This is a genomic window from Paraconexibacter sp., from assembly GCF_041602235.1.
Taxonomy (GTDB): domain Bacteria; phylum Actinomycetota; class Thermoleophilia; order Solirubrobacterales; family Solirubrobacteraceae; genus Paraconexibacter.
The window spans coordinates 1-26,119 of record NZ_JBFIGP010000026.1; the positions used below are offsets into that span (position 1 = coordinate 1).

Annotated in this window: 20 protein-coding genes, 1 tRNA gene and 1 pseudogene; 11 read left to right on the forward strand and 11 right to left on the reverse strand. The window is 72.2% G+C overall.

Annotation, left to right across the window (positions count from 1 at the left end):
• The 7 genes from ABYE80_RS03735 to ABYE80_RS03765 form a co-directional block, all read left to right on the forward strand.
• On the forward strand, positions 1-4,533 hold a 4,533-nt coding region (locus ABYE80_RS03735), incomplete at its 5' end, for a beta strand repeat-containing protein (protein WP_372788775.1).
• Between the two features lie 9 nt (positions 4,534-4,542).
• Complete coding sequence (locus tag ABYE80_RS03740) at positions 4,543-5,037, forward strand: phage tail protein (RefSeq protein WP_372788776.1); 495 nt, start codon at positions 4,543-4,545, stop codon at positions 5,035-5,037.
• Positions 5,037-5,555: a phage tail protein gene (locus tag ABYE80_RS03745; protein WP_372788777.1), complete on the forward strand. Its 519-nt coding sequence runs from the start codon at positions 5,037-5,039 to the stop codon at positions 5,553-5,555. Before ABYE80_RS03740 ends, ABYE80_RS03745 begins: the two co-directional genes overlap by 1 nt.
• Positions 5,555-6,082: a phage tail protein gene (locus tag ABYE80_RS03750; RefSeq protein ID WP_372788778.1), complete on the forward strand. Its 528-nt coding sequence runs from the start codon at positions 5,555-5,557 to the stop codon at positions 6,080-6,082. Before ABYE80_RS03745 ends, ABYE80_RS03750 begins: the two co-directional genes overlap by 1 nt.
• Entirely contained in the window at positions 6,082-6,567 is a 486-nt protein-coding gene (locus ABYE80_RS03755; protein ID WP_372788780.1) for a GNAT family N-acetyltransferase, read from the forward strand. The genes ABYE80_RS03750 and ABYE80_RS03755 overlap by 1 nt, the downstream gene beginning before the upstream one ends.
• Entirely contained in the window at positions 6,567-7,436 is an 870-nt protein-coding gene (locus tag ABYE80_RS03760) for a hypothetical protein (protein ID WP_372788782.1), read from the forward strand. Before ABYE80_RS03755 ends, ABYE80_RS03760 begins: the two co-directional genes overlap by 1 nt.
• Positions 7,436-7,741, forward strand: coding sequence for a hypothetical protein (locus ABYE80_RS03765; protein ID WP_372788783.1), 306 nt, complete (start codon positions 7,436-7,438; stop codon positions 7,739-7,741). The genes ABYE80_RS03760 and ABYE80_RS03765 overlap by 1 nt, the downstream gene beginning before the upstream one ends.
• On the opposite strand, the gene ABYE80_RS03770 is transcribed toward ABYE80_RS03765, so the two are convergent.
• The 3 genes from ABYE80_RS03770 to ABYE80_RS03780 form a co-directional block, all read right to left on the reverse strand.
• Entirely contained in the window at positions 7,738-10,179 is a 2,442-nt protein-coding gene (locus ABYE80_RS03770) for an EAL domain-containing protein (RefSeq protein ID WP_372788785.1), read from the reverse strand. The genes ABYE80_RS03765 and ABYE80_RS03770 overlap by 4 nt on opposite strands.
• Positions 10,180-10,250: 71 nt before the next feature.
• Complete coding sequence (locus ABYE80_RS03775; RefSeq protein ID WP_372788787.1) at positions 10,251-10,997, reverse strand: hypothetical protein; 747 nt, start codon at positions 10,995-10,997, stop codon at positions 10,251-10,253.
• Between the two features lie 175 nt (positions 10,998-11,172).
• Positions 11,173-12,357, reverse strand: coding sequence for a dipeptidase (locus tag ABYE80_RS03780; RefSeq protein WP_372788788.1), 1,185 nt, complete (start codon positions 12,355-12,357; stop codon positions 11,173-11,175).
• A gap of 148 nt (positions 12,358-12,505) precedes the next feature.
• On the opposite strand from ABYE80_RS03780, the gene ABYE80_RS03785 reads away from it, so the two are divergent.
• Positions 12,506-13,180, forward strand: a complete 675-nt coding sequence (locus ABYE80_RS03785; RefSeq protein WP_372788790.1) for a hypothetical protein — start codon at positions 12,506-12,508, stop codon at positions 13,178-13,180.
• Between the two features lie 63 nt (positions 13,181-13,243).
• On the opposite strand, the gene ABYE80_RS03790 is transcribed toward ABYE80_RS03785, so the two are convergent.
• Positions 13,244-14,995 carry a CHASE2 domain-containing protein gene (locus ABYE80_RS03790; RefSeq protein WP_372788791.1) on the reverse strand — a complete coding sequence of 584 codons (1,752 nt, stop codon included), beginning with the start codon at positions 14,993-14,995 and terminating at the stop codon, positions 13,244-13,246.
• A 117-nt stretch (positions 14,996-15,112) separates the two neighbouring features.
• On the opposite strand from ABYE80_RS03790, the gene ABYE80_RS03795 reads away from it, so the two are divergent.
• The gene (locus ABYE80_RS03795) at positions 15,113-16,834 is read left to right on the forward strand and encodes a hypothetical protein (RefSeq protein WP_372788792.1); all 1,722 of its coding nucleotides are present in this window, start codon (positions 15,113-15,115) and stop codon (positions 16,832-16,834) included.
• Positions 16,835-16,852: 18 nt separating this feature from the next.
• Here ABYE80_RS03795 and ABYE80_RS03800 read toward each other — a convergent pair whose 3' ends face one another.
• On the reverse strand, positions 16,853-17,506 hold the full coding sequence (locus ABYE80_RS03800; RefSeq protein ID WP_372788793.1) for a Crp/Fnr family transcriptional regulator: 654 nt from the start codon (positions 17,504-17,506) through the stop codon (positions 16,853-16,855).
• 118 nt (positions 17,507-17,624) lie between these two features.
• Between ABYE80_RS03800 and ABYE80_RS03805 the strand changes: the two genes are divergently transcribed.
• Positions 17,625-20,264, forward strand: coding sequence for an EAL domain-containing protein (locus ABYE80_RS03805; RefSeq protein ID WP_372788795.1), 2,640 nt, complete (start codon positions 17,625-17,627; stop codon positions 20,262-20,264).
• Positions 20,265-20,484: 220 nt separating this feature from the next.
• Here ABYE80_RS03805 and ABYE80_RS03810 read toward each other — a convergent pair whose 3' ends face one another.
• Both ABYE80_RS03810 and ABYE80_RS03815 read right to left on the reverse strand, forming a co-directional pair.
• Positions 20,485-21,105, reverse strand: coding sequence for a hypothetical protein (locus ABYE80_RS03810; RefSeq protein ID WP_372788797.1), 621 nt, complete (start codon positions 21,103-21,105; stop codon positions 20,485-20,487).
• A gap of 49 nt (positions 21,106-21,154) precedes the next feature.
• Positions 21,155-21,226: transfer RNA gene (locus ABYE80_RS03815), tRNA-Val, on the reverse strand.
• Between the two features lie 172 nt (positions 21,227-21,398).
• On the opposite strand from ABYE80_RS03815, the gene ABYE80_RS03820 reads away from it, so the two are divergent.
• Entirely contained in the window at positions 21,399-22,280 is an 882-nt protein-coding gene (locus ABYE80_RS03820) for an alpha/beta fold hydrolase (protein WP_372788798.1), read from the forward strand.
• Between the two features lie 10 nt (positions 22,281-22,290).
• On the opposite strand, the gene ABYE80_RS03825 is transcribed toward ABYE80_RS03820, so the two are convergent.
• The 4 genes and pseudogenes from ABYE80_RS03825 to ABYE80_RS03840 all read right to left on the reverse strand — a co-directional run.
• Positions 22,291-23,082 carry a hypothetical protein gene (locus tag ABYE80_RS03825; protein WP_372788800.1) on the reverse strand — a complete coding sequence of 264 codons (792 nt, stop codon included), beginning with the start codon at positions 23,080-23,082 and terminating at the stop codon, positions 22,291-22,293.
• Between the two features lie 91 nt (positions 23,083-23,173).
• Positions 23,174-24,262: an ABC transporter ATP-binding protein gene (locus ABYE80_RS03830; protein WP_372788801.1), complete on the reverse strand. Its 1,089-nt coding sequence runs from the start codon at positions 24,260-24,262 to the stop codon at positions 23,174-23,176.
• A gap of 27 nt (positions 24,263-24,289) precedes the next feature.
• The gene (locus ABYE80_RS03835) at positions 24,290-25,822 is read right to left on the reverse strand and encodes an ABC transporter permease (RefSeq protein WP_372788802.1); all 1,533 of its coding nucleotides are present in this window, start codon (positions 25,820-25,822) and stop codon (positions 24,290-24,292) included.
• Between the two features lie 5 nt (positions 25,823-25,827).
• Positions 25,828-26,119: pseudogene (locus tag ABYE80_RS03840) on the reverse strand (iron ABC transporter substrate-binding protein); the annotation flags it as partial.

The window sequence follows — 26,119 nt, forward strand, 5'->3', positions numbered from 1 at the left end:
GACGCGACGGTGACGGAGGATGCGGGGGCGACCGCGGTCCCGGTGCTGTCCAACGACACGGATCCTGATGGTGGGACGAAGCTGATCGGGTCGGTGACGCAGCCGGCCAACGGGACCGTGGTGATCACCGGTGGTGGTACGGGCCTGACCTACGCGCCGGATCCGGATTACTGCAACGACCCGCCCGGCACCTTGCTGGATACGTTCACGTACACGTTGAACGGTGGGTCGAGCGCCACGGTGTCGATGACGGTCACCTGCGTCAACGATCCGCCCGTGGCCGTGGATGACGACGCGACGGTCACGGAGGATGCGGCTGCGACCGCGGTCCCGGTGCTGTCCAACGACACCGATGTGGACGGGGGGACGAAGGAGATCGGGTCGGTGACGCAGCCGGCCAACGGCACCGTGGTGATCACGGGCGGCGGTACGGGCCTGACCTACGCGCCTGACACGGACTACTGCAACGACCCGCCGGGCACGACGCCGGACACGTTCACGTACACGGTCAACGGCGGGTCGAGCGCGACGGTGTCGATGACCGTCACCTGCGTGGACGATGCGCCGGTTGCGGTGGACGATGACGCGACGGTCACGGAGGATGCGGCTGCGACCGCCGTCCCGGTGCTGTCCAACGACACGGACCCTGATGGTGGGACGAAGCAGATCGGGTCGGTGACGCAGCCGGCGAACGGGACGGTGGTGATCACCGGTGGTGGTTCGGGCCTGACCTACGCGCCGGATCCGGATTACTGCAACGACCCGCCGGGCACCTCGCCGGACACGTTCTCCTACACGCTCAACGGCGGGTCCTCGGCCACCGTGTCGATGACCGTGACCTGCGTGGACGATGCACCCGTGGCGGTGGACGATGACGCGACGGTGGCGGAGGATGCGGCTGCGACCGCGGTCCCGGTGCTGTCCAACGACACGGACCCTGATGGTGGGACGAAGGAGATCGGGTCGGTGACGCAGCCGGCGAACGGGACCGTGGTGATCACCGGTGGCGGTTCGGGCCTGACCTACGCGCCGGATGCGAACTCCTGCAACGACCCGCCGGGCACGACACCGGACACGTTCACGTACACCCTCAACGGCGGGTCGAGCGCCACGGTGTCGATGACCGTCACCTGCGTCAACGACCCCCCGGTGGCGGTCGATGACAGCGCGACGACCGACGAGGACACTGCGGTGACCGTCGCCGCACCCGGCGTGCTCGCCAACGACACCGACCCGGACGCGGGCGACACGAAGTCGGCGGCGCTCGTGACGGGCCCCTCGAAGGGCAGCTTGGTGTTGAACGCCAACGGCTCCTTCACCTACACCCCGGGCGCCTCCTTCCAGGGGCTGTCGACAGGGGAGTCCGACACCGACGCGTTCACCTACAAGGTGGTGGACGGCGCCGGAGCCGGGTCGACCGCGACGGTGACCATCACGGTCGATGGCGTGTCCGATGCGCCGGTGGCGACCGACGACACGTTCGACGGCACCGACGCCGCCGTCGGCAACACGACGTTCGTCGTCGATGACCCCACCGACGGTCCGCCGTCGGCGTCCGGGCCGAAGAAGTCGATCAGTGGCGACATCCTGGGCAACGACACCGATCCCGACAGCGCGTCGATCACGGTCACGCCCGGCACCTTCCCGACGAACGACGGCGGCTCCGTCACGCTGCAGAGCGACGGCGACTTCGTCTTCACCCCGGCACCGGGCTGCACCGACACGTCCGACTTCTTCACGTACACCGTCACCGACGGCGTCGCGAGCGACACGGGCCAGGTGACCATCGCGCTCGACGGATGCGTCTGGTACGTCGACAACGACGACCCGGGCAACGCGGGCACGTCCAGCGCGCCGTTCGACACGCTGGCGCAGGCCCAGACGGCCTCGGGCACCGGTCACACCATCTTCGTCTTCGACGGCGACGATTCGACGACCGGCCTCGACGCCGGCATCACCCTCAAGGACGACCAGCGACTGCTCGGCGAGGCAGCGACCCTGCGGATCGGCGCGAGCGTGCTGCAGGCCGGGGTCCCGGCCAAGCGGCCGACGCTCACCAACTCGGGCGCCGACGTCGTGTCCCTGGCCTCCGGCAACACGGTCCGCGGCCTGCAGATCGACCCGTCCGGCGCGGGCGGCGGGATCGCGGGCGGGGCCGGGGACGCGAGCGGCACGATCGACGACGTCAGGATCATCGACACCGGCACGGCCGGCGACCAGCCCGGACTCGAGCTCGACGCCACCACGGGCACGTTCGACGTGTCGGACCTCGTCGTCACCACGACCGGGGCCATCGGAGTCCGCCTCAACAGCGCGGGCACCGTGCGCTTCGCCGACACCGGCACCGTCTCGATCACGACGAGCGGCGCCCGCGGCCTCGACGCCCGCAGCACCGACATGGGGCCGGGGAGCGTGTTCGACGACATCACCGTCACCGACGCCCCTGCGGGAGGCATCCTGATGGTGCAGACCACCGGCACCACGACCTTCGGCGACGGCGTCGGCGTGGACCTCTCGCTGGCGACGGTCGGCACGAGTTCGACCCCGGCCTTCGATCTCGCGCAGGCGGGGACGGTGAACGTGCCGGGCGCGGGCACCGCGACCGTGAGCGCCCCCGACTCCCCGGCCCTGGGGATCCTCGACACGAACGGCGTGCTGAGCTTCGACAGGATCGACGCGACGCCGAGCACCGCGGCTGCGGTCGCGTTCGCGGACTTCCCCGGCGCGTTCACCGCCGAGGCCGGCGCGATCAGCGGTGGCTCGGCAGGTGGCATCCGCTTCGGCGCGTTCCTGATCTCCGGCGGCGCCGGTGACATCACGTACGCCGGCGACATCCTCGACGGACCCGGGGACAGCGTGGTCGTCAGCAGTCGGAGCGGTGGGATCGCGACGTTCAGCGGCTCGATCCTGGACGGGGCGGACCCCGGGGGAGACATCCGGATGGCGGGGAACAGCGGTGGCTCCACCACGTTCAGCGGGCCGGTGAAGCAGGTCGCCTCGTTCAACGCGTTGAACAACAGCGGCCACTCCATGGCGTTCCCGAACGGCGGTCTGGACGTGAAGGGCACGGGTGCGCGGATGGTGGCCCAGGGTGGAGGGACGCTCAGCGTGTCCGGCGCCGGAAACACGATCGACGGCGACGGCGCCACCGGAAACGCGCTACGCGTCGTGAGCACGCAGATCGGCGCCGCCGGCCTGACGTTCCAGCGGATCACCTCCAACGGCGCGACGTCCGGCATCGAGCTGGACAGCACCGGCGCCGGCGGCGGACTGACCGTGACAGGCACGGGAAGCGCCGGAACCGGCGGCACGATCCAGAACTCGACGGGCCCGGGGATCCGGCTGACGAACGTCGGAGGCGGCGTGTCGCTGACGAACATGAACGTCTCGGGCGGCGCCGACGACGGCATCCGGGGTACCTCCGTCACTGGGTTCTCGATGACCGACTCCGCCGTCACGAACAACGGCAACGCGGTCGGTGAGAACGGCCTCGATTTCACCGATCTCACCGGCACGGTCGCGCTCACGGGCGCGACCGTCACCGGCAACGCCGAGAACAACTTTGCGATCGAGAACGCCGGCGGTACGCTCAACGCCACCGTCACCGGCGGCACGTTCGGCGACAACCTCGCCTCCGGCGTCGGCGACGACGGTATCCGCCTCGTCAGCACGGACGACGGATCGATGACGATGAACGTGCAGAACACCACCTTCACGAACAACCGCGGCGATCACGTCCACATGACGACGGACGCGAGCACGGCGGGGACGTTGCGGCAGAACCTCACCGTCGACAACGCGACGCTGACGACCACGTCCGCCTCGGTCCTCGGTGGCGGCATCACCGTCAACTCGGGCGGCAGCGCCACGGTGGACGTCGCCTTGACGAACAACACCATCCAGGGCGCGCGGGACAGCGCCATCGTGATCGACGGCCCGGGAACCGCCGCCGCTCCGCAGCTGGTGTCGCTCGACGCGACGATCACGGGCAACACGATCGGCGCCGCGGGTACGGCTGACTCCGGGTCCTCGAGCGGCGACACGATCACGGTCAACTCCAACGGCGGGTCGTTCGTCCGGACGCTGATCGCGAACAACGCGCTGCGTCAGTACGCCAACCTCGCCGGGATCAACCTCACGGCCAACGACGGGCCCACGGGGCTCGAGGCGACCGTCCGCAGCAACACGATCGCGAACCCCGGGAGCTTCGCGCTGCACGGGGTGTTCTTCCGGTCCGGGACGACCGGCGGTACCGAGACGACCACGACCTGCCTGGATCTCGGCGGCACCACCGCGGCGCTCAAGAACACCGTGTTCGGATCGGGCGCCTCGGGTGGCGCCGACATCCGCGTGCGCCAGCTCGCGAGCACCACCGTCCGGCTGCCGGGGTACGGCGGCGCGACGGGCGACACCGCCGCCGTCAACGCGTTCCTGATCGGACGCAACGACGCCGGTGGGACTCCGACCGCATCGTCAACCGCCAGCGGGCCCGGCTTCGTCGGGACCGGCACCTGCTCCCTCCCGAGTCCGTGAGGTGATCGGATGAGCGAACCGTTCCTCGCAGAACTGCGGCTGATGTCGTTCAACTTCGCCCCGCGTGGATGGGCGCCGTGCAACGGTCAGATACTGCCGATCAACCAGAACCAGGCGCTGTTCTCCCTGCTCGGCACGACCTACGGGGGCGACGGCAGGGTCAACTTCGCGCTTCCCGACCTGCGCGGTCGCGTCGCGGTCCACCGCGGGGACGCGCTCCCGTTCCTCGGCACGAAGACCGGAGAGGAGTCGCACACCCTCACCATCGCCGAGATGCCCGTGCACGATCACACCGTCCAGGCGTCGTCGCAGAACGGCGATCAGCCGGTCCCCTCCGTCCTCGCCGCCGCCAACAACGTCTACGCACCGCCCACGAACCTGACCGCGCTGCGCGCCGGGACGGTGGCGACCACGGGGTCGAGCCAGGGGCACTCGAACCTCCAGCCCTTCCTCGTCCTCACCTGGTGCATCGCCATGCAAGGCATCTTCCCGAGTCGAAACTGATGGCCAATCCGTTCGTAGGAGAGATCCGGATGTTCGCCGGCAACTTCGCTCCGCAGGGGTGGGCGTTCTGCGACGGCCAGCTGCTGGCCATCTCCGACAACGACACGCTGTTCAGCCTGATCGGGACGATCTACGGTGGGGACGGCGTGAACACGTTCGCGCTGCCCGACCTGCGGGGCCGGGTGCCGCTGCACCAGGGGTCGGGGCCGGGGCTGAGCACGCGAACGCTCGGTGTGCTCGCGGGCACCGAGAGCGTCACGCTGACCGCGGCACAGCTCCCGGCCCATGCGCACGACTTCCATGCGTCGACCACCGCCGGAGCCAGCTCGGGTCCCCAGGGCAACGTCGTCGGCAACCCACCCTCGACGACGATGTTCATCGCCGACACGCCGACGCAGTCACTGCCGTCGACCATGCTCGGGCCCGCGGGCGGGTCGCAGCCGCACGAGAACCGCATGCCGTTCCTGGCGGTCAACTTCATCATCTCCCTCTACGGCATCTACCCGAGTAGCAGCTGATGGCCGATCCCTTCATCGCCGAGATCCGGGTCTTCGCCGGGAACTTCGCTCCTCGCGGGTGGGCCTTCTGCGACGGCCAGCTCCTGCCACTCGCCCAGAACACCGCCCTCTTCTCGCTCCTGGGCACCACGTACGGGGGGGACGGGCGGACGACGTTCGCCCTGCCGAACCTGAAAGACCGCGCTCCCCTGGGACCGCGTCGAGCTCCGGGGCTCTCGCTGTACGCACTCGGTGAGAGCGGGGGCGAGGCGACCGTCACGCTCGTCCAGACCCAGATACCGGCTCACACGCACACGGTGAAAGCGGTGCCCGACCCCGCTGAGGTACAGGCCCCGGCGCCGGACCGGGCCTTCGCGCGCAGCGGCCCGGGGTTCGCGTACCAGAGCAACTCCAGCACGAACCTGGTCCCGATGGCCAACCAGGCGCTGTCCCCGAACGGTGGAGGGCAGGCGCACGACAACCGTCAACCACTCCTCGTGCTCAACTACATCATCGCCCTCCAGGGCATCTTCCCGCCGCGGGGCTGATGACCGTCCCGTGCACTTCCACCGTCACGCTGCGGGCCGTCGACCCGGTCGTCGAGCGCGGCCTGCTGATGCGCCTCTACACGGGCGCGCGGGCACAGGAGTTCGCGGCACTGCCCGCGGACCAGCGCGACGGACTGCTGGCGTTGCAGTACGAGGCTCAGGACCGGGCGATCACGGGTACGACACCCGAGGCCACACGCGCCGTGATCGAGGTCGAGGGTGCCCCGGTGGGGCTGCTCGTCGTGGACCGGACCACGACCGAGATCCGTCTCGTCGACGTCACCCTGTTGCCCGAGGCTCGAGGCGCAGGCATCGGCACGGCGCTGCTGACTGCGCTCATCGACGAGAGCCACAGCACGCAGCGCCCCGTGACGTTGCACGTGGCCCACGGCAACCCGGCGCGCGCGCTGTACGAGCGACTCGGGTTCCGAGTCGTGGCGACGGGTGGGGCGCACGATCGCCTCGAGTACAAGGAGACGCAGTGATGCGCACGCAGACCGGTGAGCGACTCGCGGAGCTGACGCGTCGACGGTTCGTGCAGGTCACCGGCGCCACCGCGACCGTCGTCGTCCTGTCCAGCGGGCCGGCACGCCTCATGGCGTCGGCCGTCGCCGCGACACCGTCCTACCTCCAGCGTCGCGCATACGTCGATCTCGTGGGCGAGACCTTCGTGGTCGACGACCTCTCACTGACGCTCGTCGAGGTCGCCGACCTGCCCCGGGCGGCGTCCGACCGCAGCCTTGCGGGGCGCGATGACGCGTTCGTCCTGACGTTCACCGGTCCGGCCGCGCCGCAGCTGTCGCAGGCCACCTACGACCTGCACCACGAGCGGCTGGGAACGGCCACGCTCTTCCTCGTGCCGGTCGATCGCACGACCCACCAGCAGCGCTACGAAGCGGTGATCGACCGGACGGTCAAGCTCGCGGAGGCCGAACGGACCGCCCCGCACCCCCCGGCCTCGACGAGCAACGCGGACTACGTCGCGGTCGCGGCAGCACCGGCCGTGCCCGTCGCGGCGACCGGCACGCAGACCACGAGTCCCGAGCGCCGGACCGTGAAGCGCAAGGCGCGGGCGCGTCGCGTGGTCTCGGCGACGTTGCGCTCGCGCGGCGGCGTGCTCAGCACGAGCCTACGACTCGTCGATGCGCGCAAGACGGCCAAGGTGCGGGTGAGCCTCGTCCGCGACGACGTGGTCTACGCGCGCGGTACGCAGCGGCTGCGCGGACGGTCGTCGCTGCGCGTGCCGATGCGGCGCTACCGCCGATTGAAGCGCGGGAGCTACGACCTCGTCATCACCACCGTCAGCCGCACGGGGTGGCGCGCGACCACCCGGATGCGGCTCAAGATCCGCTAGTGCTCGAGGCGTGCACCGCTGACACGTTCGCGCCGCACGTCGGGTCGGAGTTCGCGGTCCGCGCGGTCGACCAGGAGGGCATCGAGCACGTCGTGCCGCTGGTGCTCGAGCGTTCCGAGCCACTGGGGGAGCCGACCGAGGACGCGCGGGCGCCGTTCACGCTGGAGTTCCGCGGGCCCGGCGACAGGATCCTGCACCAGGCGACGCTGCCGTTCTCGCACGCGGTTCTGGGGGACTTCGCGCTCTTCCTCGTCCCGTCGGCCCAGGACGCGAGCGGCATGGCCTACGTCGCGACCTTCAACTAGACCGCTGCGGCCTCGATCTCGTCGAGCGAGGCGGGCCGTCCGATGAAGAACCCCTGCGCGTAGTCGACGCCCATCGCCCGCAGCGCGTCCACCGTCTCCTGGTCCCCGACGCACTCGGCCACCGTCTGCTTGCCCATCGCCTTCGCGATCGCGACGATCGACTGCACGATCAGCTCGTCGGCGTGCGAGCGGGGAGCCTTGATGAACTCCCCGTCGATCTTCAGCAGGTCCGCGGGGAGGTGCTTGAGGTAGGCGAACGATCCGAACCCGGCGCCGAAGTCGTCCAGTGCGAACGCGCAGCCGAGCTCCAGGATCTCGTCGGCGAACCGCCGCGCGTCGTCCATGTTGGCGATGGCCGCGGTCTCGGTGATCTCGATGATCAACCGCGACGGATCGACGCCCGTGCGCCGGAGCTCGCGCGCGACGATCTGCGGCAGGTCGTGGTCCCCGACGCTGCGCCCGGAGACGTTCACCTCCAGCGCGATGTCCGGACGCGAGGCCAGGACGCCGATCGCCTCGCGCAGGACCCACGCGTCGATGTCGTGCATGAGACCCAGGCGCTCGGCGGTGCCGATGAACGCCAGGGGCGGGATGGGACCCTCCGGCCCGCGCAGCCGGACGAGCGCCTCGTAGCGGTGGACCGTGCCGGCGGCGAGGTCGAGGATCGGCTGGTACTGCAGCATCAGCCCGTCGGCGTCGATCGCCTCACGCAGGCGCAGCGCCCATCCTCGCCCTGGCGTGTCCGCGTCGGTGGCGGGCGCGGTCATGATCCGGTCGCGGCCCGCGTCCTTGGCGGCGTAGAGTCCGCGCTCGGCCGCGGCGAGGACGTCCGATGCGGCCGGCTTCTCGCCGTCGAACATCGCGACGCCAATGCTCGTGGTGGTCCGAACGACCTGCCCTTCCAGCAGCAGCCGGTGGTCCCGTACGGCGTCCAGCAGGGCCTTGGCCAGGGTGCGGGCGTCCTCCGGGGTCGAGCGGCTGAGCAACACACCCATCTCGTCGCCGCCGATCCGCGCGAGCACGTCGGTGTCGCGGAGCCGCCCCCGCAGGCGCTCGGCGATCGACCGGATCAGCGCATCGCCGGCACTGTGCCCGTGGGAGTCGTTGATGTCCTTCAGCCCGTCGATGCCGAGGGCGAGCACCGCCCCGTGGCCGCCGTAGCGTGCGGTGTCCGCGATGCGCGACGCGATCTCCTCCTCGAACCGCCTGCCGTTGAGCAGTCCGGTGAGGGGGTCGTGGTCGGCGAGGTACCGGAGCTGCCGTTCCAGGCGCTTGCGCTCACCGACGTCCCGCGTGATCACCGACACGCCGGTGACCACGCCGTCGTTGATGATCGGGGACATGGTCAGCGACACGTCGACCTGCGTGCCGTCCCGGCGCACCCGCCGGGACTCGAAGCGTTCCGCCGCACCGCCGTCGAGCACGCGGGCGAAGGCCTGGTGCTCCCGTCCGGCCTCCGCCGGGGGCAGCAGGCGGTCGGCCGGTCGGCCGATCATCTCGTCGGCCCCGTAGCCGAAGAGGGACTCCGCCGCCGGGTTCCACCCCGTGACGCGGCCCACGCGATCGAGGGCGTGGATCGCGTCACCGGACGACTGCACGATCGACGAGAGGATCGCGCGGGTCTCCTGCGCCCGCTTCTCGGCGGTGACGTCCTCGCAGACGCCGATCATGCGAATGGGGGCTCCGTGCTCGTCACAGACGACATCGCCCTGCGTACGCATGAGGATCTCGGTGCCGTCGGCGCGCACGACGCGCTTGACGTCCTCGAAGGGCTGGTGGTCGGCGAACGCCTTCTGGTTGCGCGCGTTCACCGACTCGCGGTCGTCGTCGTGCACGAAGGCGAGGAACTTCTCGTACGACGGCTCGAGGGACTGGGGCTCGAGGCCGTAGATCCGGTAGAGCTGATCCGACCACGTGACCGCGTTCGCGGCGATGTCCCACTCCCAGCTGCCGACGCGCGCGAGCTGCTCCGCCTCCGCGAGCCTCCGGCGGCTGACCTGGAGCGCGTGCTCGGTGCGGCGGCGCTCCGTCGCGTCGCGGACGATCGCGGTCACCAGGGGGCCGCCCGGGCCGTCCACCGGTGCCAGGGAGATCTCGACCGGGAAGGTGCTGCCGTCCTTGCGGACGGCAGCCAGGTCCAGGTCCGCGCCCATCGGCCGGGCGCTGGAGCGTTCCGCGAACGCGCGCCGGTGACCGACGTGGGTCTCGCGGAGCGCCTCGGGAAGCAGGAGCTCGATCGGATGCCCGAGCAGCTCGTCGGGCTCGTAGCCGAAGAGCACGGCGGACGCCCGGTTCGCGAGTCGGATGACGCCGTCGGGGTCCACGCCGAGGATCGCGTCCGGGGCCGACTCCAGGAGCCGCAGCGCGACGGTCGACGCTGGGGCTGCCGCCGTGGCGTCCGGTGGTGACGAGGTCCTGCCTGCCTCAGGAGCACGCATCAGACCGCACATGATGCCCGGAGATCAGGCCCGATGAGACTCGTATATCCGTTGGGTCGGTCCGTACGGCGTCACCGGTAGCGGCGCAGCAGCGGCCTGGATCCCTCCGGTGCGGTGATCGCGCTGCGCCCGTCCGCCGCCAGGGCGAGCGCCTCGCCCTGGCCCTCCGGGGCGAGGCTCGCGGGCGCCCGGCACGGGCTGCGAGCAAGGGTCTGCGTCAGCGGCTCGCTGCCCCGCCGGCGCCAGACGGCGAGGGTGCCGTAGCTCCGCAGGGCGACAGTCCGGCCGTCCGCGCTGACGTCGCCCGCGGTGACGACGCCGAGCGGGACGGCGGGTCCGCGGCGCAGCTCCGCAGACGAACCTGGCGCATCCCCGGTACCCGCGCGGTAGGACCGGGCACCGATCAGGTCCTTCGTCACGATGATCACCTCCCGCCGGATGGGGTCGAACAGCAGGGTCTCGGCGTCGTGCGCGCCGTCCGGGTACCGCAGGTTCAGGCGCCGGGCGGGCGCCGTTGCGGCTGCCCCGGGCCTCGGCTCGGCGACGACGTAGATCTGCACGTCGGATCTCCGTTTCTCGTTGTCACCGATGTCGGCGACGTAGACCTCCGGAGCGCCGTCCGCGCGGGTGCCGGTCGCGAGATCCTCCCAGTCGACGTTCTGCGCTCCGGTGACCCGGGCGAAGCCGGTGACACGGCCGTCGCGCCGCAGCAGCGTGACGCCGGCCGCGTTCCCCGAGTCCTCGACCGCGAGCAGGCTGTCGTGGTCGCGGCCACTGCGCGCAAGACCGCTGAGCTCGTCGACCGTGGGGTCGTCCACCCGTCCGAGGCTCCGGGCAGTGGTCGCGTCGCACAGGACGGGCCGGGCTCGCTCGGCCGACGGGCCGGGAGCGGTCCTCCCGGGTGAGGACGGCCCGGTGTCGGAGCCCCCGCACGCGGGGAGCGTCGTGGCGGCGATCGCGACGATCGCTGCGCGCCGGACCCGACCCATGCGCTCAGGCCGCAGGCCGTCCGCGCCATCCGCCGCGGAGGACCCGCAGGGCGTTCTCCCCCGCGATGGCCGACGCGACCGCCTCGCCGTAGCGGCGCTCGAGACCGGCCACGAGGTGGCGCATGCGGCCCATGTGCTCCAGTCCCGGCAGCATCGGCTTGATGAAGCCGTCGAGATCGGAGCCCAGCGCCGCGACGTGATGCCCGCCTGCGACGCGCGCGATCCGGTCGACGTGCTTGCCGATGAGGTCGAGGGAGCCCTCCAGATCCTCGACGCGGCGGCGGCGGAGCCCGTCCCTGACGAAGTGGTCGCAGAAGAGCACGCCCAGGACCCCGCCGCGGGCCGCCACGCGGGCGATCGTGTCGTCGGTGATCGAGTACTCCAGTCCCCCGAACCGGCAGGCGATGTGGGAGCCGATGACCGGCAGCGTGCGCTGCGGATCGAGGTCGTCGAGCAGGTCGAACGTGTCCGCCAGCGACGCGGCGCTCATGTGGGTGATGTCGATGAGCATCCGCTCACGAACCATGGCGCGCACGAGCGTCTCGCCGAGCGCGGTGAGGCCGTGCTGGGGCTGACGGAAGATCAGGTGGTAGACCCAGTCCGGCAGGAACGGCAGCGCGGCGGCGTTCGTGGCGATACCGCGGTAGATCAGGTGGGCGGGGGCGATCGACGCGATCCCGCGATGGGCCAGCTGCGTGACGTGCGCGTCCATGCTGCGCGCGTCGTGGCCGACGTGGAACCCGCCCTCCAGGGTGTGGATCATCGCCAGCGTGCCGCTCTCGAGCGCCGCGTCGAGCTCCGCCGGGTTGCGGACGAGGGCGACATCGCCGAGGTGGTGCTGCACGAGCCGCTGCTCGACCGTGTCGATCTGCCGTTCCAGGGTGGGGAAGTAGCTGGGGTCCGGCGGCATCCCGCGCCGCCACAGCGTCAGGTCGAACTCGTCCCAGAACGAGTACAGGACGGAGCAGCACACGCTGACGCCGCCCTCCTTCATGCGTTTGACCGTGACCCCCGGGCCGGCGCTGGGGGACTCGTAGTTGGCGAACCGGCTCGCGAAGCGCACGAGCGTCTGGTTGGCCCGGTCCCGCCAGCGGTCGCCGTGCTGACCCGAGGACAGCACCTTGAGGGGATCTCCCGGCGCGTCGGGGAGCAGGTGCATCGGGTAGTGCGCGTGGAGATCGACGATCACGGCGTTCGCGAAGCCTAAGGCAGAGTGTCGCGGCCGTGACACTTCTTGCGTCGCGCAGGGAGCGGTCGGGCGGGCCGTTCACGAGCAGTCTCCTGGCTACACCGCGGAGGGCAACCGGCCACCCGCACACCGTCCCAGGAGGACCACCATGTTCCGCTCCACGAACCGCCCCTCGAGCTCCATGATCGTCGCCGTCGTCGCGCTGGTCATGGCCCTCGGTGGAACCAGCTACGCCGCCACCAAGATGAGCGGCAAGTCGCTCTACAAGCGCTCCATCCCCGCCGACCGCGTGATGAACAACACGCTGACCGGCACCCAGATCAACGAGTCGCGCCTCGGTCGTGTCCCGCGGTCGTTCTTCGCCGACACCGCCGACGTGGCCAAGACCGCGGAGCTCGCGAAGACCGCCGAGACCGCAGTGACGGCCGAGACCGCCAAGACGGCGGAGACCGCCAAGACCGCCGAGACGGCCACGAAGGCCCTCGACGCGGACAAGCTGCAGGGCAAGCCGGCGGCGGCGTTCATGGCCAACGACGTGCGCGTCCGGGTCGCCACCGCGCCCCAGGTGCCCGGTCCGGCGGGCGGCACCCCGTCCAACGTGCAGGCGAACTGCCAGGCCGACGAGAAGGGGATCGGCGGCGGCGGCGGCTGGTTCATCCCGGCACAGGAGACCCCGACCGCGCTGCAGGCGCCCGTCACCAACTCGACGCCCGTCATCAACGGCGCCGCGCAGATCACCGGCTGGCAGGTGTACGGCCGCAACATGGCCGGCGTGGACCGTGCCCTGCGCGCCTACGTGCTCTGCGTGCCGAAGACCGCGTGATCGTCTCACCCGGCTCCGTCGTGCCCCCGGCTCCCGCGGACACCCCGCGGGAGCCGGTGTGCGTCAGCCCCCCGGGGGCCTGAGCGTCCAGGCGCAGACCGTCGCCTCGCGGCCGCGCACCGCGACGTCGCCAACCTCCTCGAGCGCGAACCCGCCGGGGTCTCTCAGGCGCTGGCGTGTCGAGTCAGCGATCAGGATCGGTACACCGGTCTCCTTGGTCATCCCCTCGAGCCGTGCGGCGGTGTTCGTCGTGTCGCCCACCGCGGTGTACTCCACCCGCCGCGGAGAGCCGACGTTGCCGCTCATCACCGGGCCGCTGGCCACGCCGACGCCGAGGTCCAGCGGAGCCGTCAGCGCGCTGACCTCGTGGAAGCGACGCAGGCGCGGCCCCAGCATCTCCGCCGCCGCTCGGAGCGCCCGGTCCGCGTGGTCGTCCTGCGGGAGCGGGGCTCCGAAGACGGCCATGATGCCGTCGCCCATGAACGACACCACCGTGCCCCCGGCATCGAGGATCGCGTCGCTCATCTCGGTGAGGTACACGTTGAGCATCCCGATCACCTCCTCCGGGGACAGCGGCTCGGCGGCGGAGGTGAAGCCGCGGAGATCGCAGAAGAGCACGGTGCCGTCCCGACGCACCCCTCCCAGTCGCAGATCCTCGCCCGCCGCCGCCGCGACCTCGTCCACCACCGCGGCGGGCACGAACCGCGAGAACAGGGCATGGAGCCGCCGGCGGTCGCGGAGGTCCGTCGCGTAGGCGACCGCGAAGGACCCCGCGCTGCCGACGCCGAGGGCGAGCACGGCGGGGACGAACGGCAGGATCCTGCCGCCCGCGCCGAACGCGGCCTGGGCGATCACCGCGCTCAGCGCGGCGGTGAGCAGCGGGACGGGGAGCCACCGCAACCCCGTCAGGCGGATCGCGGCGAGCGGGGTCAGCGCTCCGGCGAGCACGATCCACAGCGCGGCGGTCCCTCCGGGAGCGTCGCGGAGCGGGATGCCGCGCAGCAGCGTCTCGACGGCCGCCGCGTGGATCTCCGCCCCCGGGACGCCGTCGCCGGCGGCCGTGGAGCGGATGTCGCCGAGGGCCAGCGCCGTCGCCCCGACGACCACCACCTTGCCGCGAAGGCGGGACGCCGGGACCCGTCCGTCACGGACGTCGAGGAAGGAGACCGTCGGGACGGTCCCGGCCGGTCCCGGAACGTCGATCCAGGCGCCGTCCCCGGAGAACCGGTCGCGATCGATCGCCGCTCCCGCGCGTCGCGCAGCGGCCACGGCCAGCGAGGGCACCCCGCGTTCGGCGTAGGGCAGGCGACGCACGACCCCTCCGCGCTGCGTCCGCTCCGGGAAGTTCGCGCTCGCCGCGACCGTCCGGGCGAACCGACGCGTCCGAGCCCCGCCGAGCGCGTCGCTGCGCCCGTCGGCGTCGACCCGCGTGGTGGCGACGATCACCGTGCCGGCTCGGCGCATGGCCGTGAGCAGCGCGTTGTCGTCCCGGACCGACGTCTGGCCCGTGAAGTCGAAGTCGTAGACGATGACGCGAGCGCCCGCCTCGGAGAGCCGCTCGATGACGCGGGCGTGGTGCCGCCTGCGGATCGGCGGTCGCTCGTCGATGGTCTCGACGGACCGGTCGTCCAGGCCGACCATCACCACGTCAGCGGGCGGGGAGCGGGTCCCGCGCACGTCGAACCTGGCGTCCACGGTCGCGAGCTCGGCGGCCCGGAGCACCTGGGTGGCGTCCGCGGCGAGACCGCACCCCGCGGCGACGATCGCGACCGCGAGGAGCAGCGCGGTACGACGTCGCTGGCGGCCCGCTGACATCGGGTGCAGCCTACGCGCCGGACGGGATGTGTCGCGGGCGCGACGTGCGGTGCGTCACGCACGCGACGGACGGCCGCGGCCCGCGGAGCTAAGGTGCTCGTGGAGGTCCCGCCCACCATGCTCCGCCCACCCCGACACCGGCTGCTCGTCCTCGTCGCCCTCGCCTCGGCAGCGGTGCCCGCGAGCGCCGCCGCGCAGTTCCCCTCCCCGCCCACCGACGGCACGATCGTGACCGCTGCCGGCACGACGAGCGGCTTCGCCGGCGACGGCGGGCCGGCCACCCAGGCGCAGCTCGCCGCCCCGGCCGATGTCGCGGTCCTGGCCGACGGGAGCATCGCGATCGCCGACGCCGGCAACGACCGCGTCCGTCGCATCACGTCCTCCGGGACCATGGTCACGGCGGCCGGGTCGGACGCGGGAACGCGGTCGAACAACGTGCCGGCGACGAGCGCCGACCTGTCGTCCCCGCGCGGAGTGACCGCCCTGCCGGGCGGAGGGTTCCTCGTGGTCGACACGCTGCACCATCAGGTGCGCCGCGTCGGACCCGACGGCATGATCGCCACCGTGGCGGGGTCGGGCGCGCAGGGCTTCTCGGGCGACGGCGGCCCCGCGCTCGGTGCCGCGCTCGACACGCCGGCCGCGGTCGCGCTGCTGCCCGACGGGGGGTTCCTCGTCGCCGACACGGGCAACCACCGGATCCGGCGCGTCCTGCCCGACGGGAGCATCGCGACCGTCGCCGGCGGCGCCGTCGCGGGCTTCGCCGGGGACGGGGGGCCCGCCGCGCAGTCGCTGCTCTCCTCGCCCCAGGACGTCGCGGTGGCCAGCGACGGCGCGGTCGTCATCGCGGACACGGGCAACGCCAGGCTGCGGCGCATCACGCCGGACGGGACGATGACGACGATCGCGGGCGTCGGCCCGGGGTTCGCGGGCGACGGCGAGAGCGCCCGGTCCGCCCGTCTCGACGGGCCGGTCAGCATCGCCGCGCTGCGCAACGGGGGCTTCCTGGTCGCGGACGCGGGCAACGACCGCGTGCGCCGCATCACGCCGCTGGGCACGGTGTTCACCGTCGCCGGCACGTCCGCGGGTCTCGCCGGTGACGGCGGGCTGGCGAAGGGCGCGCGGTTGCGCGCTCCGGGCGGGCTCGCGACCCTGCCGGGCGGCGGGTTCGTGGTCGCCGACACCGGCAACTCCCGCGTGCGCCGGGTGAGCGACGTCGGCGCGGTGCCGGCGGCCGTGTCGGGGCGCACGTTCAAGGTCACGCCAGGCTTCGGAACCATGACGGTCCGCCCGGCAAGCACCTCCGCCGCGTTGCCGCTGCTCGAGCAGGACCTCGTGGGGCTGGGCTCGGCGGTGGATGCGACGAAGGGACGGCTGAACGTCACCACGGCGTCCGACCAGCAGGGCAACCAGCAGACGGCGCGGGTCTACGACGGTCCCTTCACGGTCTCGCAGCTCGGCACGGTGCGTCAGCCGATCACGCTGATGCGCGTCGCCTCGCTCCCGGGGTGCCCGACGGCGAGGCGGAGCGAGGCGGGTTCGGGTGCCTCACGTCACGGGGCCCGCACGGCTGCTGCTGCTGCGAAGAAGAAGAAGCGCAGGAAGAAGTCGCGGCGCCTCTGGGTGAGCGAGAGCGGCGGGCGGTGGCGGACCGCGACAGGGTCCACGTCGGCGGCCGCGGTCGGGACGCGGTGGCTGACGACCCTGCAGTGCGACGGGACGCGCGTGACGGTCACCGAGGGGCGCGTCCTGGTGCGCGACAAGATCCGCAACCGCTCCGTCGTCGTCCCGGCCGGTCGCAGCATCAAGGTGGTCACACGCGGGGCGGCCCAGGGCCGCTGACGTTCCGACAGGCGCCCGCTACCGGCCGCGGCGGGCGATCTGCTCCGGATCGCGGATCGTCGTACGGCCGCGTCCCAGCTCGACCGTGCCGCGCTCCTCCTCCTCGCGCAGGACGCGGTTGACGGTGGCCCGGGACGTCCCGGCCAGGTCGGCCAGATCGTCCTGCGTCAGGGGGACCACCGTGCCCGGTCCCTCGCCGTAGCGCGAGGCGACCTCCAGCAGCCGTCGGCGCACGCGCTTCTCGGCCGGCACGTACAGCGCCTCCACGAGATGGCCGGACAGCCGGCGGACCTGCCCGGCCAGGATGGCGATCAGGACGTCTGCCGTCTCGGGATGCCGGTCGCGGAGTCCGTCGAAGTCGATGCGGTGGACGGACATCGTCTCGCCCGCCTCGAGGGCGGAGACGGTCGCGCTGCGGCGCGGGTCCTCGCCGCCGAGCAGCGCGAGCTCACCGAACATGTCGCCCGGCCCGAGCACGGTGAGGATCGCGGTGTCGCCGAGCGGTGTGGAGATCCGCACGGCGAACCGGCCCTTCGACACCAGATGCAGCGTGTCGGCCGGGTCGCGCTCGTGGAACACGACCTCACCGCGCGCGAACCGTCGCCGGCGCGCGATGCTCATGAGCTCGCGCACCTCGTCGTCGCCGATCCCCTCCAGCAGTGGCCATCTCACGGGGCATCGAGCGTATCCGCAGTCGGCGTCGTCGTGGCGGCCTCAAGTTCCGAGTCCGCTCTGCCGAGTACAGGGCCGTGGTGCTCCACTCACCCGCAGCCGTGTTCGGAAGCCGCACATGAGGCATCGCGGCGCGCGCCCGCTGCTCGCGGTCGGCGTGCTGCTGATCGGCCTGCTCGCCGCGTTCGGGATCGCGCTCACCGGCGCGCAGAACACGACGCGAGAAGACGTGGCGGATCGCTTCGTCGAGCGCGTCGACCTCAGCGCGGCGCTGACCCAGTCGGTGTTCGCCTCGTCCGCGGAGTCCTCCGAGCCGGTCTACGCGCAGCGTTTCGGCGGACGCACGGTCGCGCGGGGCGTCCTCGACGAGGCCGCGCGCAGCGGACGGAGCGCCAACGTCATCCTGCTCGACGCCAGCGGAGCGGTCCTCACCGCGTCGACGAACACCTCGGCCGGGGTGCTGCGCATGATCCGGGCCCGTCCGGCATGGCTCGTCTCCGTGCTCCGCGGGCGGACCTTCGCGCTCTCCGATGTGCGGCGGCCGCCCGGTGGGACGCCGGTCATCCAGTGGGCGCAGCGGTTCGACACCCGCCACGGGACCCGGGTGCTGGTCAGCGGGTTCCGGCCTTCGTTGCTCTCCAAGTTCTTCGCCGGCTACCTGCGCCAGGTCAACCACCGGGGCGGCGGCAAGGCGTACGTGCTCGACAGCGCGGGCGTCATCGTGGGCACCACCCAGCGCGGCGCCAAGTCCGGGCTGTCGACCGGCCCGTCCGCGCTGGTCGAGGCGCTGGGCGCGCGAACGAGGGGCAGCTTCGGCAACACGTACTTCGCCAGCTCCCCGGTCGCGGGATCGGACTGGCGCGTGGTGCTGACCGCGCCCGCCGACGCGCTGTTCGTCTCGGTCACCGGGCAGCGCAAGTGGCTGCCGTGGGGCATCATGGCCGCCTTCGCGATCGCCGGTCTCCTCGCCGTCGGGTTCCTGCGTCGCGGGTTGCGCAGCGCCGCCGACCTCGCGCAGATCCAGGAGCGCTACGCCCTGGCCGTGCAGGGCTCCAAGGACGGCATCTGGGACTACGACGCCACCACGGGCGAGCTGTACCTGTCGCCGCGCTGGAAGGAGATGCTCGGACTGCCGGACGAGACCGGCGATCCGCTGAGCCTGTGGCAGGCCTCCATCCACCCTGAGGACCGCCAGCTCGTGGTCGACGCGTTCGACCGCCACGTGGACGGGCTGGCGCCGACGATCGAGGTCGAGCACCGGATGCGGCACGCGGACGGCGACTACCGGTGGGTGCTCTCGCGGGGGCTCGTGATCCGCGACGCAGACGGCCAGCCGATCCGCGCGGCCGGCTCGATGTCCGACATCACCGACCGCAAGCGGGCGGAGGAGCGCCTGCGCCGTGACGCGCTGCACGACTCGCTCACGGGCCTCGCCAACCGCGCGCTGTTCCTGGACCGGCTCGGCGTCGCGATCCGTCAGACCACGCGCGACCCGGGACGCAGCTGCGCGGTCCTGTTCCTCGACCTGGACCGGTTCAAGCTCATCAACGACAGCTTCAGCCACGCCGTGGGCGACGAGCTCCTCGTCGAGGTCGGTCGGCGTCTCAGCACGCTCCTGCGGCCCGGGGACACGGTGGCGCGCCCGCTGGACGGCGGCGACACGGTGGCCCGGCTGGGTGGCGATGAGTTCACGATCCTGCTGGACGACGTGCGCTCTCCGGAGGCCGCCGTCCAGGTCGCCAACCGGATCCTCGACGCCCTCGCGGAGCCCTTCCACGTCAAGGACCGCCGGGTCGTGGTCGGGGCGAGCATCGGCGTCGCGCTGAGCGGCCTGGGCTCCACGCCCGCCGAGATGATGCGCAACGCGGACCTCGCCATGTACGAGGCCAAGCGGCAGGGCAAGAGCCGGGTCGCCGTCTTCACGGATCATCTGCACCACTACGTCACGGGGCGGCTGGACCTCGAGGTCCAGCTCCGCGCCATCCTCGAGGAACGCAGGCTGGATGTCGCCTACCAGCCGGTCATGGACCTCGCCACCGGACGCTTGAGCGGGTTCGAGGCGCTCGCCAGGTGGCCGGAGGACCAGGCCGGGAACCGTCCCGTCACGCCCGATCAGTTCATTCCCGTCGCGGAGGAGAGCGGCCTCATCGCTCCCCTCGGACGCCTCGTGATGGAGACCGCGTGCACCCAGCTCTCCCGCTGGCGCGCCGCGGGGCTCGTCGACGACCACGTGACCGTCAGCGTCAACGTCTCCGGCGTCCAGTTCGACGAGCCCGGGCGGCTCATGGACGACGTCGTCTCGGTGCTCGAGCAGACCGGCCTGCCACCCGCGGTCCTGCGACTCGAGCTGACCGAGAGCACGCTCAGCAGCGACCCGGACGGTCTCGACGCGACCCTCAAGGAGTTCGCTCGCCTGGGCGTCCGATCCCACATCGACGACTTCGGCACCGGCTACTCCTCGCTGGCCCGGCTGCACGAGTTCGCCGGGGACACGGTGAAGATCGACCGGTCGTTCGTGTCCTCGATGCACACCGACGACGGGCACTGCGAGGTGGTGCGGGCCATCGTCGCGCTCGCGCACAACCTCGGGCTCCGCACCGTCGCCGAGGGCATCGACGACCCGCGGCAACTCGAGATGCTCCAGGTCCTGGGCTGCGAGCACGGCCAGGGCTTCCTGCTGGCCAGGCCCCTGCCCGCGCAGGAGGTCGAGGGCCTTCTGCCGGTGTGGGGCGCCGCCGGCGGGCTCGTCTACAGCTGACCGCGCCCCGGCAGTCGTCGCGGGGCCTGACGTCGGCCACCTGCGGAATGGGCGCGGCGGGTTTCGAACCTGCGACCTCTCGCGGTGTGAAGCCTTCCCGGGCGCCCGCGATGTCGCGCAGCATCATCGGTGCGCCGCCCGAGGGTGGCGCCACCGACGTACACCACATGGTCACCCAACTCGCCGAGCGCCGATGCGGCCCGCTCCAGCAGCGCGACGCTCACGCCGACCCCCGGGCCGGCGCGTCGAGGCTCACCTGCAGGTGCTCGGCGGCCAGACCGCGGACGCGCGCATCACCCGCTCGCAGCGCGTCCAGCAGCGCAAGACGCTCACCCGTCACGCGATCAGCCTGCGCGGCGCGCAGGGCGCTCACATGGAGCGGCTCGAGAGCGAGACCGCGGACCGCGCCGTCACTCGCCGGCCACACCGGCGGCAGCGGGTGATCGTCGGCGAGCAGCTCGCGCAGCGGAGACGCAGCCCACGCGGCCGGCCGCCCGCGGACCTCACCACGAGGCTGAGCCGGGAACACGTATCGCAACCCGTGGAGGAGGAACTCCGCCGCCGCACTCCGCACGACACGTTTGCGATGCGCGTCATACAGGCACGCCTCGGCGAGTCGACCGAGCGAGCGATGGATCGGTCCGACTCCCAGCCCGAGGTCGTCCGCCAGGTCGCGCACCGTCCACTCCGGCGCAGCCGCGAGCAGATGCACGAGCAACACGATGTCCTGCCCCTTGATCACCGGCCCAGTGTTCCACGTTCCGGAACATGGAACAAGGCCGGTATCGCAAGTCGGGTGGTATTCCCTCGCGGTACTCCCTCCACCCAAAGACGTGCTCACGCACTTCTCCAGTCCGACGAACTCCCGCGTTTCCAGGGATTTCGTCGGATGGGCGCGGCGGGTTTCGAACCTGCGACCTCTCGCGTGTGAAGCGAGCGCTCTCCCACTGAGCTACGCGCCCTCAGGGGACGGTCATCCTAGCGCGCCGATGCGCGTCGGCGCTGCGGCGTCCACCGCGGCCGCGAGGTGGTCCGGGGTGGTGGAGAACCACCGACGGCGACGGTGAGAAGTGCGGAGTCCGACCGGGAGCCGCTGCGGTGGTGCCCGGGCGGCCGTTGCGCGACAACTGTGGCATGGCCAGAACTCGTGCGCGTCGCCCGGTCAGTCGCACCGTCGAGCTCGCCGACGCCCGGGTCCTGCACGCCCGCGTGTGGGAGGGGGAGGGGGTGCCGCTGGTGCTGCTGCACGGTCTGCTCGACTCCAGCGAGGGGTGGACGGACCTGTGCCGGTCGACCAGGCGCCCGTGCGTGGCGTTCGATCTCCCGGGCTTCGGCGCCTCGGACATGCCCGCCTTCCCCGCCTTCTCCTCGTATGCGCACGACGTGATCGCGGGGGTCGAGGAGCTCGTCGACGGGGAGTTCGCGCTCGTCGGTCACTCGCTCGGCGGGGCGATCGCCACCGCGGTCGCGGAGCGGATCCCCAGTCGGGTGTGCGCGCTGCTGCTGCTCGCACCCGCCGGGTTCGGGCGGATCCGGCTCGCCGAGGCGATCTCCCTACCGGGCATGCGCAACCTCACCCAGCTGGCGCTCCCGAGGGCGTTGCGCAGCCGGGTCGCGGTCGGGACCGCCTACCGCGTCATGATCGCCAACGAGCTCGGGGCGGCCGACGACATCATCGATCGCGTGGTGGCGCACGGCGACCTCGTCCCCGCGGCCCGCGAGGCGACCAAGGCGGTGGTGCGCGGCGGGCTCTCCAAGCGCGCCTTCCACCGCCGCCGGATCGACTACTCCGGGCCTGTCACCGTCGTCTGGGGGGACCACGACCGGCTGGTCCCGGTCGCGCACATGGCCGGGGTCGCGCATGCCTTCCCGCACGTCGACGCCCACGTCTGGCCGGGGATGGGACACCACCCGCAGCTGGAGCGCCCCGACGAGCTGCTGGCGTTGATCGAGAGCATCTGCGGGCGCGCACGCGCGGCCCGAGCTCGGGGCGCGTCCGTCACGAAGGCCGCGTGAAACCCCGCGCCTAGACCTTGATCTTGCGCGTGCTCTTCTTCTTGGGCGCGCAGGTGCGGTACTTCCGCGTGCCCTTGATGGTGCGGCCGAGCACCGTCCGGGCGACGATCTTCACCGTGTAGCGGCCCTTCGGCAGCCCCTTCAGGTTCACGCCGGCCTTGATGCGCTGCGGGCCCTTGACGGTCCGCACCCGCTTGCCGTTGACGTAGACGTTCGCGCTCGCCAGCGCGTCGTTCCTGGGCTCGCGGAGCCGGATCTTGAAGGAGCGCCTGCTGAGGCACTTCTTCTTGCCCTGCTTGGGCAGGGAGACGGTCGTGCTGAACGTGGGGGGCTTGGTGTCGGCGGGGGCGACGAGGTCGCTGTCCCGGCATCCGGCCGGGGCGTTGGCCGAGGTGCCGTCGGGCGCGATCGTCGCCTGGAGCTCCGGCCGTTCCGGTGGCGCGAAGCAGATGCGCAGGAACGCCTTGCCGTCGGCCTTGCGCAGGACCCGGAACGCGGTCTTCCCGCGACCGGCCGGCTCGCACGTGCCGACGCGGAAGAACTGATGCCCGCCCCAGTACTGGCCGTCGGGCTGCGGGGTCACGCCCAGCCAGATGATCTCGCCGGCCGGGTGGGGGCACTCGGCCAGGCGCGTGGAGGTCAGCACGGTCCCCTTGAACGTCGCCGCGTCGCCCGTGGGTTGCACCGCCACCTTGCCGCCGCTGAACTCCCACACCCCTTCGATGTCCGCTGCGGCCGCGGCGGTGCCCGTGGCGGACAGGGCGATCACGAACGTCATGGCCAGTCCCCTGATCGCGCGCATGAGGGGACGCTAGCGCCACGAGCGCCGTCGCGCCAGTGAGTCGCGCCAAACGTCGCGGATCACGGGCCGGGTGGGCGGGTGGCGCGGCAGCTCAGCGTGGCCGGTGGGGCAGGACGGTCACCGGGCCGTCCACCCAGGCCTTCACCTTGTCGCCCGCGTGCCAGGCCGGGTAGCCCGGGCGGCGGGACCGGACGCGCATGCCGTCGTCGAGCTCCAGGACGACCAGCTGGTCGTGCCCGTAGTACTCGCGCTCGACCACCATCGCATCGCGCGCGTCGCGCGGCGCCCCGAGGGCCTCGATGTTCACGCTCTCCGGACGCAGCAGGACATCCACCGGACCGGACACGTCCCTGGGCGCGGGGACGACCGCCAGCGGGGTCTCGACCGCACCGTCCCGCGCCTCGCCCCGCAGCACGTCGACCTCGCCGAGGAAGGCCGCGACCCAGCAGGTGGCAGGGGAGGCGTACACGGCCTCGGGCGTGCCGACCTGCTCGATGCGCCCGTCGTGCATCACCGCCACCCGGTCGGCGAGCGACAGCGCCTCGTCCTGGTCGTGGGTCACGAGCAGGGCGCTGACGCCCGCGGCACGGAGCAGTCGGCGCACCTCACCGCGGACCTCGGCGCGCAGCGCCGCGTCCAGGTTCGAGAACGGCTCGTCGAGCAGGACGACCGCGGGGGACGGTGCGAGCGCTCGCGCCAGTGCGACGCGTTGCTGCTGGCCGCCGCTGAGCTCGTGCGGCCTGCGGTGTCCCAGGCCGCCGAGCCCGACGAGCTCGAGCACCTCGTCGACCCGGGCTCGGTCCGGCCGACGACCCAGTGCGTAGCCCACGTTGGCGGCGACGTCGAGGTGCGGGAACAGCGCGTAGTCCTGGAACACCATGCCGACCCGACGCGCCTGCGGTGCGACGTGCGTCCCGGCGTCGGCGTCGGCGACGATCCGGCCCCCGATGGCGACGCGGCCGCCGTCGGCGTGCTCGAACCCCGCGATCACGCGCAGCATCGTCGTCTTCCCGCAGCCGGACGGGCCCAGCAGGGCGACGATCTCGCCGCGGTGGAGCTCGAGATCGACACCGCGCACGGCCTCGACATCGCCGTAGCGCTTCGCGACGCCCGTGCAGGCGATCGCGGCGCACGGGGGCGTGTCGAACACGATCGGGTGGGGAGCAGGCGTGGTGCTCACGGCACGCTCAATCCTCGCACGCCCACGTCAGTCACGGCCGACCAGCAGGAAGAGCGGTGGAGCGCTGACGAGCAGCAGCGCCAGCGCCGGGATGGCCCCCGCCTCGAAGAACGCCGCGTTCGTCTGGGTCCAGATCGTCGTCGCGAGAGTGTCGAAGCCGGTCGGGGCGAGCAGGATCACCGTCGGCAGCTCCTTCACCGCGGTGAGGAACACGAGTGCCGCGCCCGCCAGCGTGCCGCCCATCGCCAGCGGCGCGGTGATCGTCGCCCAGACCTCGACCGGGCCGCGGCCGGCGGCCCGCCCGGCCTCCTCCACGCTTCGCGGGACCTGCAGCAGGGCGGTCCGCATCGAGCCGAGCGCGAGCGGCAGGAAGTGGACCACCATGGCGAAGACGACGATGAACACCGTCTGGTACGCCCACGGCGCCACGCGGGTGCCGACGAACACCAGGGCCAGGGCGACGACGATCCCCGGCAGCACGTAGCCGCTGGACGACAGCGCCTCGATGCCCCTCGTGACGCGGCCCGGGTAGCGGGAGGACAGCAGCGCGCACGGCAGCGCCACCACGACGGCCGCGGCCGCGACCAGCGCCGCGGTGAGCAGCGAGTTGCCTGCGGCGGTCGTGATCTGCGCCCAGTCGGGGTCGCCCGCGACGCTGCGGCCCGACCACACGACCAGGGTGCCGACCGGGATGAGGAGGGCGACGGACACCACGGCGCCGACCGCGCCGAGCGCGGGCAGCTTCCAGCGGCCCAACGGCACCGGTGTGGCACGCCGCGCCGTGCCGGGCGAGGACCTGGTGGCCGAGTGCCGCGACCGCATCCGCGACTCGAGCGCGTAGAGGCCGAGCATCAGGACCACCAGCAGGGAGGCCAGGGCGGCGGCACCGGTGCGGTCGAAGCTCGCCTTGTACGACTGGTAGATGACCCGGGTGAAGCTGTCGAAGCGCAGGATCGAGACCGCGCCGAACTCGGCGAGCGTGTAGAGGGCGACGAGCAGGACCCCCGCGCCGATCGCCGGGACGAGCTGGGGGAGGGTGACGGTGCGGAAGACCTCCACCGCGCTGCGTCCCATGCCGCGGGCGGCCTCCTCGAGGGCCGGGTCGAGCTTGCGCAGCGCGGCACGCACGGGGAGCAGCACGAGCGGGTAGGTGAAGAGCGTCAGGACCATCCAGGTGCCCCAGAACCCGTAGATCCATTCGACCTGGATGAGCAGGCCGCCCGGCCCGAGCGCGCTGACGAAGAGGTAGGCGCCGATGTAGCTGGGGACGACGAGCGGGAGCGCGACGAGCACCGCCCAGACCCGGCGCCCGGGCAGGTCGGTGCGGGTGGTGAGCCAGGCGAGGGTGACCGCCAGGACGGTCGCGGTCGTGCTCACGGCGACCGCCAGGCCGACGGACCGCGCGGCGAGCTCGGCGGTGCGTGAGCGCCAGATCGCCTCCCATGCCTGGTCGGGAGCGTCCGCGACGACCACCACCAGGTAGAGCAGCGGAACCGCGACGGCCGCCGCGCTGAGTGCGGCGGCCAGGAGCAGCAGCGGGGGCGTCCGCCGCAGGCTCATCGGCGCTACAGCGTCCCGGTCTTCTCGAGCAGCTCGAGCGTGCCGTTGAGGTCGTCGAGATCCGCGAGATCGACTTTCGCCGCCGTCAGGTCCTCGAGCGGCGGGACGTCCGCGAGGGTCTGCGACCCGGGGACGAGCGCGTACTCCTTGGTCTGCTCCACGAAGTAGTCCTGGGCGGTCTTGCTCAGCAGGAACGACACGAGCTTGCGGGCCTCGAGCCGGTGGTCGGTGGTCTTGAGGATGCCCACGCCGGCGACGTTGACCAGGGACCCGGGGTCGGAGGCGGGCAGGAAGTGC